General features: G+C 61.6%; 13 protein-coding genes and 2 tRNA genes. 9 read left to right on the forward strand and 6 right to left on the reverse strand.

Going from position 1 to position 11135, the window contains the following annotated elements; translation table 11 throughout:
* The first annotated feature begins 85 nt into the window (after positions 1-85).
* The 4 genes from GGR38_RS01835 to GGR38_RS01850 all read left to right on the forward strand — a co-directional run bounded on the left by GGR38_RS01835 (position 86) and on the right by GGR38_RS01850 (position 1468).
* Positions 86-160, forward strand: a tRNA-Asn gene (locus tag GGR38_RS01835).
* Between the two features lie 64 nt (positions 161-224).
* Positions 225-299: transfer RNA gene (locus tag GGR38_RS01840), tRNA-Asn, on the forward strand.
* A gap of 150 nt (positions 300-449) precedes the next feature.
* Positions 450-950, forward strand: coding sequence for a hypothetical protein (locus GGR38_RS01845; protein ID WP_183622069.1), 501 nt, complete (start codon positions 450-452; stop codon positions 948-950).
* Between the two features lie 113 nt (positions 951-1063).
* Complete coding sequence (locus GGR38_RS01850) at positions 1064-1468, forward strand: hypothetical protein (RefSeq protein ID WP_183622071.1); 405 nt, start codon at positions 1064-1066, stop codon at positions 1466-1468.
* A 38-nt stretch (positions 1469-1506) separates the two neighbouring features.
* On the opposite strand, the gene GGR38_RS24525 is transcribed toward GGR38_RS01850, so the two are convergent.
* From GGR38_RS24525 to GGR38_RS01870, 4 genes are all read right to left on the reverse strand, one after another.
* A complete protein-coding gene (locus GGR38_RS24525) occupies positions 1507-2178 on the reverse strand; it encodes a PilZ domain-containing protein (protein ID WP_183622073.1) in 672 nt (223 codons plus the stop codon).
* A gap of 254 nt (positions 2179-2432) precedes the next feature.
* Entirely contained in the window at positions 2433-5120 is a 2688-nt protein-coding gene (secA, locus tag GGR38_RS01860; protein ID WP_183622075.1) for a preprotein translocase subunit SecA, read from the reverse strand.
* Positions 5121-5214: 94 nt separating this feature from the next.
* Positions 5215-5487 (reverse strand): hypothetical protein, encoded by a 273-nt coding sequence (locus GGR38_RS01865; protein WP_172341520.1) that lies wholly within the window; start codon positions 5485-5487, stop codon positions 5215-5217.
* A gap of 47 nt (positions 5488-5534) precedes the next feature.
* Positions 5535-6173 carry an energy transducer TonB gene (locus tag GGR38_RS01870; protein ID WP_183622077.1) on the reverse strand — a complete coding sequence of 213 codons (639 nt, stop codon included), beginning with the start codon at positions 6171-6173 and terminating at the stop codon, positions 5535-5537.
* Positions 6174-6266: 93 nt separating this feature from the next.
* On the opposite strand from GGR38_RS01870, the gene GGR38_RS01875 reads away from it, so the two are divergent.
* From GGR38_RS01875 to GGR38_RS01895, 5 genes are read left to right on the forward strand one after another with little or no spacing between them, the layout of a single operon-like run.
* Entirely contained in the window at positions 6267-7310 is a 1044-nt protein-coding gene (locus tag GGR38_RS01875; RefSeq protein ID WP_183622079.1) for an acyltransferase family protein, read from the forward strand.
* 31 nt (positions 7311-7341) lie between these two features.
* Positions 7342-8568 (forward strand): bifunctional glutamate N-acetyltransferase/amino-acid acetyltransferase ArgJ, encoded by a 1227-nt coding sequence (gene argJ, locus GGR38_RS01880; RefSeq protein WP_183622081.1) that lies wholly within the window; start codon positions 7342-7344, stop codon positions 8566-8568.
* Between the two features lie 5 nt (positions 8569-8573).
* Positions 8574-9179, forward strand: coding sequence for a glutathione S-transferase family protein (locus GGR38_RS01885; RefSeq protein WP_183622083.1), 606 nt, complete (start codon positions 8574-8576; stop codon positions 9177-9179).
* 11 nt (positions 9180-9190) lie between these two features.
* Entirely contained in the window at positions 9191-9991 is an 801-nt protein-coding gene (locus GGR38_RS01890; RefSeq protein ID WP_183622085.1) for an inositol monophosphatase family protein, read from the forward strand.
* A 47-nt stretch (positions 9992-10038) separates the two neighbouring features.
* Entirely contained in the window at positions 10039-10254 is a 216-nt protein-coding gene (locus GGR38_RS01895) for a DUF1294 domain-containing protein (protein WP_183622087.1), read from the forward strand.
* On the opposite strand, the gene GGR38_RS01900 is transcribed toward GGR38_RS01895, so the two are convergent.
* Positions 10251-10670, reverse strand: coding sequence for a hypothetical protein (locus GGR38_RS01900; RefSeq protein WP_183622090.1), 420 nt, complete (start codon positions 10668-10670; stop codon positions 10251-10253). The two genes, GGR38_RS01895 and GGR38_RS01900, sit on opposite strands and share 4 nt — an antisense overlap.
* 87 nt (positions 10671-10757) lie before the next feature.
* Complete coding sequence (trxA, locus tag GGR38_RS01905; protein ID WP_183622092.1) at positions 10758-11078, reverse strand: thioredoxin; 321 nt, start codon at positions 11076-11078, stop codon at positions 10758-10760.
* Positions 11079-11135 lie beyond the last annotated feature (57 nt).

The following is an 11135-nucleotide window of genomic DNA, read 5'->3' on the forward strand; positions in this document are numbered from 1 at the left end:
AAAAAATTCCATTCTGCGTCAATGCGGGCTTGTCAAAGTCGGACAAGATGTTATTGGCGCGCACCTGCCCGGTTCGCCGGACTGTTCCCTGATAGCTCAGCGGTAGAGCTCTCGACTGTTAATCGAGCGGCCGTAGGTTCGAATCCTACTCAGGGAGCCATTTCATCACTTTGGGCCAAGGCTCTTTGTGATGGACACATAACCGCCCGGCATCGCCGGCCTGTTCCCTGATAGCTCAGCGGTAGAGCTCTCGACTGTTAATCGAGCGGCCGTAGGTTCGAATCCTACTCAGGGAGCCACCCTTTCCAAAATTCAGCGTAAAGCCATGGCGCGGACCATTCTGCGCCTGCCGCGCAAAAACAGCCTTAATTTGCATTCACCCCATTTTGCAGCGCCTGTTTAACAAGGTGTGAAGCATAGGATGGCTCCAGACCCAGTCAGGACATCCGATGCCTACGCAATCCCTCGAATCGCATCATCCACGCAACCTGCTGCAATGGCGCCCGGCCCATCTGCTGCTGGTGCTTTTCTTGCTGGCCGGGGGCACGGCGGCATGGCGGATCATGGCGGCGCGCCAGCATTTCGTCGAGGGCAGCGTGCACGTGGAGACCGAGGGCACAAGGGGCGCAATCACCGGGGGCGAACTGGTGCTGGATTTGCCCGTAACGGTCTATAACGGCACAGAATCGGCCATCGTCACGGTTAACACCTGGACCGAGGCCTTTGCCTGCCCCGAGGAGGATTCTCCCCAGAGCGAATGCACCCGTTTGCATTCGAGCGAACAATCCATCGACATGCATGTGCAGCCCGGTTCATCAGGCAGCGAAAGTCGGCAAATCCGCACCGGATTGCCCCGAACCATGGCGGGCGATTATGTGCGCGTCAAACGCCGCCTGACGGGCGTCACGAGCGATGTGGAACAGGCCGAACAGCGCCAGACCGGGCCGTAAGTATCAACGACACAGGGGTTTGTCCCGGGCGGACTGCTTAATTCAAAATAACCACAATATCAGCGATTGGGCATAGACTGGTGGCTCGTTCCCTCTTGGCCCAGGGCTCCGCCATGTCCGCTTTTGCGCTCACACAATGCTGGTTTACCCGCCGACATTCACCCGATCACAAGCCCAGAGAGCGCGTTGACGGGGCCTTTTACGCCCATTGCAACCATTGCCACCGCCCGATCTTCAGCGTCGATGGAGCGACATGGCATATCAATGGCGGGTTCAATATCGACACGCTGGGCGATGCGGCCAGTTTCTTTCTCTCGGTCGATGATCCCGCCGAAGGCATAACCATCGCGCGCATCCCCATCAACCCTGCGGCCAGCGAGGAAGATGTCGATGCGCTGATCGAGCAGGCCTGCAAGGATTACGCGATTGGCGAGGAAGGGACGACGCTGATTCTGCGCGATCACCGCCACCATAAGGGCGCAAGGCGGCATCGGAAGGACCTGCGCGGCATTGCTTGAAGGCAAACGTTGTTTGAAGGCAAAAGCCCGCCTGCGCTTTAGCAGGCGGCGCGGAACCGGCCCGGAGGGGTTGACCCTTGCGCCTCATGCATCTTGGCAATGTTCTGCGCCAGTTCTTCCATCAGAAAGCCCCGGTCGAACACCAGCCCATGGCGTGGCTGCTGGCGCCACACCACCTTGGCGTAGATCGGGGGAAAGCCCACGGTTTCGATCCGCACTGGCTGGCGCAGCATCAGCCTTTCGGGGCATTCGATACAGGCGCCCTGCTGGGAAATATCGCGCATCATCGCGCGGATCTGCTGACCATTGGCAAAGACGATGGCTTCGGCATCGGTTTTCAGCCGGATCTGCCGCTTGGCATAAAGGCCGCATTTGTCATCCAGCAGACGCTGGACATTGATCATGTCGAAGAAACGGAAACCGGCGTGATCGTCACGGTTCCACATCAATTCCATGGCAAAGCGCTCGCCGCTCGATGTTTCCAGCGCCAGCGACGTATAGGAAGGCAACGGGTGAAAAAGACGCACCTTGCACCCGGTGGCCGAAGCATCACGCAGCACGCAAAGATATTCGCGCCCGTCGATGATCAGCTTGGCCGAACGCACCAGCAGCGTGAAGCGCGGCGCACCGCGCAGTTCGGCCCCAGACGCCTGCCCGACCTCAGGCGCGGAATGCGCTGTCATTTCGGGACGGAAGACGTCTTGACTCACCGATTGATCCACCTGCGATAGTTTGCCGACAGGGAAAAGAGGCAAAACCGTTTCCCCAGGTTGCCTCCTATACATTGCAGGAAATGGTAAAGCGGTTATGAACATCGGCTCCGCAATAGCCAATAAGTGCGAAATGTGGCGGTTTAGCCCCAACCAATTCCTGCAATTTAGTTAATTCGCGAGGCATACAGTCCTTTGCACTGTGCCCCGAACTTGCGACAAAAGGGCGAGCGACCAGCGCCCGCCCCGCTGCTTCAGACCACAGCCCCATGACAATGCTTGTATTTCTGACCCGACCCGCAGGGGCAAGGCGCATTGCGCGAATAGGCCGGATCGATCTGCGACGGATCGAAACCGGGCAAAGCTGCGGGAATCGCATCATTCTGGCCGGTGAACGGATCGATATGGGTGGTCAGGAAATCGGGCAGTTCGGGCAATGCCGCCGGTTCCGGTTGCGAGAACTGCAACTCGGCGGTCGACAGGATGCGCGTCACATCCTCGCGGATCTGTTCGATCATCCGTTCAAACAGGCCGAAAGCCTCCTGCTTATATTCATTAATTGGCGTCTTTTGCGCATAGGCGCGCAGGAACACCACCTGACGCAGCGCGTCGAGCGTAGCCAGATGTTCCTTCCAGTGATGGTCAAGACGTTCAAGCAGCACGCTCTTTTCGACCTGACGCCAGATTTCCGGATCGTTGCACGCGATCTTGTCGGCCATATGCGCGTCCGCCATCTCGGCCAGACGCTCCTCGATGGTTTCCGGCTCGATCCCGTCCTGAGCATGGACCCAATCGGCGATCGGCGCATTGATGCCCAGCGTAAAGAGCGCCGCATTGGTCAGGCCCTCGATATCCCACACTTCGGGATAGGACCCGTGCGGGCAAGCCGTGGCGACCAGCGCATTGACCGTATCGTGGCGCATGTCATGGACCACTTCGTCCATCGCCTGCGCATCCATGATGTCGGCGCGCTGCTCATAGATAACCTTGCGCTGGTCGTTCATCACGTCATCATATTCAACGACCTGCTTGCGCACGTCATAATTGCGCGCTTCCACCTTCTTCTGCGCGGTCTCGATGGCCTTGGAGAGCCAGCGCGAGCCGATTGCCTCGCCATCGGCCAGATTGCTGTTCATCAGCTTGGAGAACATCGTGTCCGGGCCAAAGATGCGCAGCAGATCATCCTCAAGGCAGAGGTAGAATTTCGACAGGCCGGGGTCGCCCTGACGGCCCGAACGGCCGCGCAACTGGTTGTCGATGCGGCGGCTTTCGTGGCGCTCGGTGCCGATCACGCAAAGCCCGCCCGCGGCCAGCACCTTTTCCTTTTCGGCGTCGATCTCGGCCTTGAAACCGGCGATGATGGCGTCCCGCTCCGGCCCTTCGGGCGTATCGCGCAATTCATCCTCGATACGGAATTCCAGATTACCGCCCAGCTTGATGTCCGTCCCGCGCCCGGCCATGTTGGTGGCGATGGTGACCGCGCCCAGACGGCCCGCCTGCGCGACGATATGGGCTTCCTTTTCATGGAAACGGGCGTTCAGCACATTATGCACCACCCCTTCCTTGGTCAGGAATTCGCTGAGCAGTTCGGACTTTTCAATCGACACCGTGCCCACCAGCACCGGCTGCCCGATCTCGTTCTTTTCGCGGATCAGCTTGGCAATCGCGGCGAATTTGTCGAGCGTGTTCTTATAGAACTCGTCTTCCTCGTCGATGCGCTGCACCGGAACGTTGGTGGGGATGGTCACCACGTTCATCTTATAGATGTCGAAGAATTCGGCCGCTTCGGTCGCCGCCGTGCCGGTCATGCCGCAAAGCTTGGGATACATGCGGAAATAGTTCTGGAAAGTAATCGAGGCCATCGTCTGGTTTTCCGGCTCGATCTTGACGCCTTCCTTGGCCTCGACCGCCTGATGCAAGCCGTTGGACCAGCGGCGGCCGTCCATCATGCGCCCGGTGAACTCGTCGATGATGACGACCTTGCCGTCCTTGACGATGTAGTCAATGTCGCGCTTGAACATGACATTGGCCTTGAGCGCCTGATCAAGGTGATGAACAACCTGCGTGTTTTCAATCGCATACAGATTGCTGCCTTCCAGCAGCCCGGCGCCTTCGAGCAGACGCTCGGCCTTTTCCACGCCATCCTCGGTCAGCGTGACGTTCTTGGACTTTTCATCGGCCTCGAATGTGCTGTCATCGGTAATCAACTGACGCACCACCGCATCGACCGAGACATAGAGGTCGCTCTTGTCATCGGTGGGGCCGGAAATGATCAAAGGCGTGCGCGCTTCGTCAATCAGGATCGAGTCGACTTCGTCAACGATCGCGTAATTGAACGGGCGGTGGACCATCTGATCGCGATCATGCTTCATATTGTCGCGCAGATAGTCAAAACCCAGCTCATTGTTGGTGGCATAGGTAATGTCGGAATTATAGGCCTCGCGCCGCTCCAGCTCGTTCAGATTGGGCACGATCACGCCCACCGAAAGCCCGAGGAAATTATACAGCACACCCATCGTTTCGGCGTCGCGGCGAGCCAGATAGTCGTTGACCGTAACGACATGCACGCCCTTGCCTTCCAGCGCGTTGAGGTAAACCGCCAGCGTCGCCACCAGCGTCTTGCCCTCACCCGTGCGCATTTCGGCGATTTCGCCCCGGTGCAGCACGATGCCGCCGATCATCTGCACATCGAAATGGCGCATGCCCATGCAGCGCTTCGAGGCTTCGCGCACCACGGCAAAGGCTTCGGGCAGAATGTCGTCCAGCGTGCGCCCGCCCGCGATTTCCTCGCGGAACTTGGCGGTCATGCCGCGCAATTCCTCATCGCTCATCTCGGCCAGTTGCGATTCGTACGCGCCGATCTGGCGCACCATCTTGTCGAGCGACTTCACATAACGATCGTTCGACGAGCCGAAGATCGACTTGGCAAGCTTGGAAAACATGGGAAAATTCCTGAAGACAGATAGGGGCACGGGGGCGCCGGCACATGCGGCGCGCGCCCATGAAAAAGGACATGAGGAAAAGCGCAGAGGCGCCTTATTCGCGGGCGCGATCCACCCGCATCCGCACCGCAGGCGCAGAATAGGCCATGCGCAAAGGCGCGCGCGCCGCCTCGATCAGCCGGGGCTGTGCGGGCCGCGTAATCTCGCGCGCATGGGCCACGACATGGGCCGAAACCCGCGCCGCGCCTGCGCCCTGCATCGTGGCCGCAATGGCCGGACGCGCGGCAAAGGCGCGCGCATCCGTTTCCGGGGCCATTGCGGCAAGACCGGACACCAAAGCCAGAAAAGATAACAGCAGCCGAAGCATGGCGCAGGATATAGGCAGGACTATCGCCGGCGTCTAGGGCGTATCCTTTATGGTTCCACCACCAGCGATTGGCGTACCGTCACATGGCGGCGCACCGGATTGCCCTGCTCATCCTTATAGGGTTCGCGGAAATGCACCGCCGGACACCCCTCGCCCAACAGCTTGAGCCGCGGCTCCATCGCGCCGGTGGCTTTTTCCACGCGGCATTCGGTCTGGCGCCCGTCGGCTTCGACCACATAGTGAAAGATGAATTCACCCGGCTGCGGCAAAGGCCCCGGCGCGGGCAGAACCCAGCGCGTCCGGTTGGTATAGCTGCCCCCCACCGGTTTACCCGCACTGTCGAGAGCCGGGTCAAAAGTGGCGCGCACACGCATCAGATCACAGGTCGCCCGGTCGAGCGCGGCCGACCCGCTGGTGGCCACCACCACGCAATTGGTCACGCCCCCTTTGGCATCGATGGTCAGCGTAAAGCCGGTGGTGCCCGATTCGCCGTTTTTGACCGCCATGGGCGGATAATCGCCGGTCTGAATCCATCCCGCCGGACCGTTCTTGGGCCGGGGCCCGCGCGGCAAAGTCTCGGCAGGCATCGGCACAGGAGGCATCAGCGGCGCAGGCGGCACGGCCGTCACCGGAGAAGCGCCCACGACTTGTTGCAAGAGAATCAACCCCAAAGCCAGCATAACCATCACTCCCTAAGCCCGACCGAGACTAGATCCTGCGCCCACCACGTACAAGGCCGAGCTTGTCTGCGCGCCCATTCTGGGCCAAGTCCGCGCCCCATGTCCGAAATCGCTCGTTCTGCCGCGCCATCCGGCCGCCTGCCTCTGCTCGATGCCCTGCGCGGGGTGGCGGCGCTGGGCGTGGTTCTGCATCATGAAGCGCCCCTTTACGGCACGCCGGGCCTGTTTCCGCGCGCCTATCTGGCGGTGGATTTCTTCTTCATGCTTTCGGGCTTTGTGCTGACCTTGGCCTTTGAACCGAAATTGCGCGCCCAAACGGAAGCCCGCCTGAATGCCGCCGACTTCATGATCCGGCGCGTGGCACGGCTGTGGCCGGTACTGGCGGTGGGGGTGCTGATCGGGGCGGGATGGCGGCTTTCGATCGGGTTCACCGGGCAATTGTGGCTGCTCACGCTCTCGGGGCTGGCGCTGTGGCCCATCGTGCGGGGCGCTGGCGGGATCTTTCAGCTCAACGGCCCGCAATGGTCGCTGGCCTATGAGGTGCTGGCCAATGCCATCCATGCGCTGGTGCTGGTGCGGCTGAAAAATCGGCTGCTGCTGGTCTTCGTGTTGGCCTGTGCGGGGCTGCTGGCGTGGTGCGCCTATGCGTGGGGCTCGGTGGGGCTGGGCGATACGGGGCGCAACTGGTGGGGCGGCTTTGCGCGGGTCGGGTTTGGCTATGGGCTGGGCGTGTGGATGGGGCGGCAATTTGCGGCGGGCCGCGCGCCGGTTTCCCCGGCTGCGGCATGGGCGGGCGGATTGCTGCTGCCGCTGACTTTGTTCAGCCTGCCATGGTGGCCTTTGGGCGTGGTGGCGGGCGATCTGTTGGCGGCCTTTGCGGTCTTTCCGGTGGCCTTGTGGTGCGCGGCGCATGTGGCCTTGCGCGGCGGAGCGCTGAAAATTGCCGATGGGCTGGGGCGATTGTCCTATCCGGCCTATGCGATCCACGGGCCGGTGCTGATCTGGGGCGCATCGCTGGCGCATGGCCATGGGGCGCAGGCTGCGTTGATCCGGCCGCTGACGGTGGGCGCCGTTTTGGCGCTGGCGGGCCTGCTGGCGATCAGCCCGCTGGCCCATGGGATTCCTGTGCGCCGGAAAGGTTGAAGTAGCGCGCATCAGGCGCTAACCCGCTGGCATGTCACACGCCATCTCTCCGCTCGCCTCGCCCTTTCCCGCCCTGCCCGCGATTGCCGGCGCCACGCCCCGCGTTGCCCGCGCGCGATACAAGGAATGGGACCGCTGCGACCTGACCTATGTCGAGCTGGACGAAAACACCGCCGTGGCGGGCGTCTTCACGCGCAACATCTGCTGCTCGTCCGAGGTTGAGCTGGGCCGGTTGAACGTCAAGCAGGGCCGCGCGCGGGCGTTGATCGTCAATGCGGGCAATTCCAATGCCTTCACCGGCTATCGCGGGCGCGAGGCGGTTGAACAGATCATGGATCAGGTCGCTGCTCATCTGGGCTGTGCGCGCGAACAGGTGTTCGTCTCCTCGACCGGCGTGATCGGCGTCCCCCTGCCCAAGGACAAGGCGAAGGAAGGCGTGGACAACGCCCTGACCGCCGCGCCCTGTTCGTGGGAAGATGCCGCCAACACGATCGGCACCACCGACACCTTTGCCAAGGGCGCCACCGCCACCGCCATCGTCGGTGGGCAGACCGTGACGTTTTCCGCCATTATCAAGGGGTCGGGCATGATCGCCCCCGATATGGCCACGATGCTGGGCTATATTTTCACCGATGCGGCGATCAATCCGGCCTATCTTCAGGAACTGCTGACCAAGGCCGCGAACGAGACCTTCAACTGCATCACGGTGGACAGCGACACCTCGACCAGCGACACGGTGCTGGCCTTTGCCACGGGCCGGGCGGGCAACACGATCATCAATTGCGAAGGCTGCGAGGGCGCCGATGCCTTTGCCGCCGCGCTGAGCGATGTGTGCCGCCAACTGGCGCATCTGGTGGTCAAAGATGGCGAGGGCGCGCAGAAATTCATCGCCGTGTCCGTCACCGGCGCGGTTTCGGATGAGAGCGCGCGCAAGATCGGCATGGCGATTGCCAATTCGCCGCTGGTCAAAACCGCCATCGCGGGCGAGGACGCCAATTGGGGCCGCATCGTCATGGCCGTGGGCAAGGCGGGCGAACCGGCCGACCGCGACAAGCTCTCCATCGGCTTTGGCGGCGTGTGGCAGGCCAAGGACGGCCAGCCTCTGCCCGATTATGACGAGGCCCCGGTGGCCGCCCATCTCAAGGGTCAGGAGATCAGCATCGAGGTCGATATCGGCCTTGGCGAAGGGCGCGCCACGGTTTGGACCTGCGACCTGACGCATGGCTATATCTCGATCAACGCCGATTACCGGAGCTAAGCCCCATGCTCACTATCTGGGGTCGATTGAACTCGCATAATGTCAAAAAGGTCGTCTGGGCGGCGGTGGAAACGGGTCAGGAATGGGTACGCCATGATATTGGCGGCTCGTTTGGCTACAGCCCTGAATATCTGGCGATGAACCCCAACCGGCTGGTGCCCACGCTGGTGGAGGATGATTTCTCGCTGTGGGAATCGAACGCCATCCTGCGCTATCTGGCCGATGCCCATGCGCCGCATCTGTGGCCGCAGGGGCTGCGGGCGCGGGCTTTGGCGGACAAGTGGATGGACTGGCAATTCGCCTTTGCCGATGCGCAGCGCGATGGCTTCCTGCAAATGGTCCGCGTGGCCGAGGCGGACCGCGATACAGCCAGGATCGAGCGCTCCATTGCCGAAACAAACAAGCTGATGCTGATCATGGAAGAGACGCTGGCCAAGCAGCCCTTCCTGACCGGCGAGGCTTTCGGCATCGCCGATATTCCCATGGGCGCCTATGCCTACACATGGTTCAAGCTGGACTTTGCGCAAGCCGATGTGCCGAATATCCGCCGCTGGTTCGAGAGCGTGAGCGCCCGTCCCGGCTTCCAATATGTCGCCATCCCCCTCACCTGAAAGGCGCGAGCATGACCGATACTTTGAGCGAAGCCGTCCATGATGTGATGGCCGATGCGGCGGCGCGCGCCATTGCCCCGCGTTATCAGCATCTGGCCGCCGCCGACATCATCGAGAAAGCCTCCGACGATCTGGTGACGATTGCCGACAAGGAGAGCGAGGCGATTTTGGCCGAAGGTCTGGCCCGCATCCTGCCCGAGGCGGCAATTGTGGGCGAGGAAGCGGCCTTTGCCGATCCCTCGATCCTTTCGCGGCTGGGTTCGGATCTGTGCTGGATCATCGACCCTCTGGATGGCACCAACAATTTCGCCCATGGCCGCCCGCCCTTCGGCATCCTTGTCGCGCTGGCGCAGGGGGGCGAGACGATTGGCGGCTGGATCTATGACGTGCTTTCGGGCCGGTTTTGTCATGCGCGCAGCGGCGAAGGGGCCTATCTCAACGGCGAGCGCCTGACCGCGCGGACCAGCGGCGAAAACCCGGCGGTGGCGGCGATTTCGGTGCTGTTTGCCGATCCGGCGCGCCGCATCGCGCTGATGGACCATATCGCCCCGCATTACCGCATGGTCGACATCCCCCGCTGCGCTGCCGAGCAATACCCGCGTCTGGCCACGGGCGTGAACGATGTGTCGATCTTTGAACGCACACTGGCATGGGATCATGCGGCGGGCGTGCTGTTCCTGAACGAGGCAGGCGGCAAGGCGGCCCGTTTCGACGGCACCCCCTATCGCGTGGACGAGGATCGCCGAGGCCTGATCGGGGCCTCCAGCCCCGCTTTATGGGATGAACTGGCCGCGCGAATGGCCGGGATTTGATCTCCGGCTACGTTCCTCTCGCCCTCCTGCTGGTCAATGCGCGCACCATGCAACTGTTCTGGATGGACAAGCGCTATGCCGAAGCAGGTCGCCGCCGGATTCCCGAAGCTAGCCTGCTGCTGATGGCGGCGGTTGGCGGCACGCCGGGGGCCTTGGTCGCGCGGCAGATGTTTCGGCACAAGACGCGTAAGCAGCCGTTTTCGGCTTATCTCTGGCTGATCGCGCTGGTTCAGATCGGGCTGATCGGGTGGTTCGCGTCTTAATCTGACCAGGTCATATCCCGGACCAACCCACTTTCACGCATCAGCTTTTCCACTGCCTGTGTCATCTGTTCGTTACAGGGCCGGGCATCGACAAATCGCCACCAGCACCAAACTTTGGGCTTGGCCGGATAGAAGGTAATGTGGAACTGCCCCGGTTCCCCCCAACCGCCAGTACAAACCAGAAAAGAGCGATGCCCCCATCCCGGCAGATTGACCCACCAGCCGTAATCCTCAACCCCCGGTTCGTCCGCTGCGATCCCCGCCGCACACAAGCCCCGCACCACAAAATCCGCCAGTCTACGCCCGAATAGGCCGGGGTTCACCTCATCGATGTCTTCCCATGGTTCCTCTCCCTCAGGCGTCGGGTCCGGGATCATCGGAAAAGCGTCGGAGAAAAAGGTGAGAGTATGGCGCATGGGAAAAACCTATCTCATCCCCGCCCAAAGAAAAGGGGGCGCCTTTTCGGACGCCCCCCTTTGCCCATCGGATAAGGTCTAAACGCCTCAGAGCGCGCCCTGAATCCAAGCCTTGAGCTGGCTCTTGGGCGCGGCGCCCAGCTTTTGCGCCACCGGCTTGCCATCCTTGAACACCAGCAGCAGCGGGATCGACTGTACGCCGAACTGGCTGGCGATCTCGGTGTTTTCCATGATGTCCACCTTGGCGATGGTCACTTCCTCGCCTAATTCCTCGCTCAGCTCTTCCAGAGCCGGGCCGATCATCTTGCAAGGCCCGCACCAGTCGGCCCAGAAATCGACCACAACCGGCTTGTCAGAAGCCAGCACGTCGTTGGAAAAGCTTGCGTCGGTTACCTTGATCGTGGCCATGGCCTGAAATCTCCTGAAATGTTGTCTTTAAGATAGTCGATGCGCGGCCTTGCGCAA

Origin of the sequence: Novosphingobium sediminicola, from assembly GCF_014196525.1 — a bacterium.
Lineage (GTDB): Bacteria > Pseudomonadota > Alphaproteobacteria > Sphingomonadales > Sphingomonadaceae > Novosphingobium > Novosphingobium sediminicola.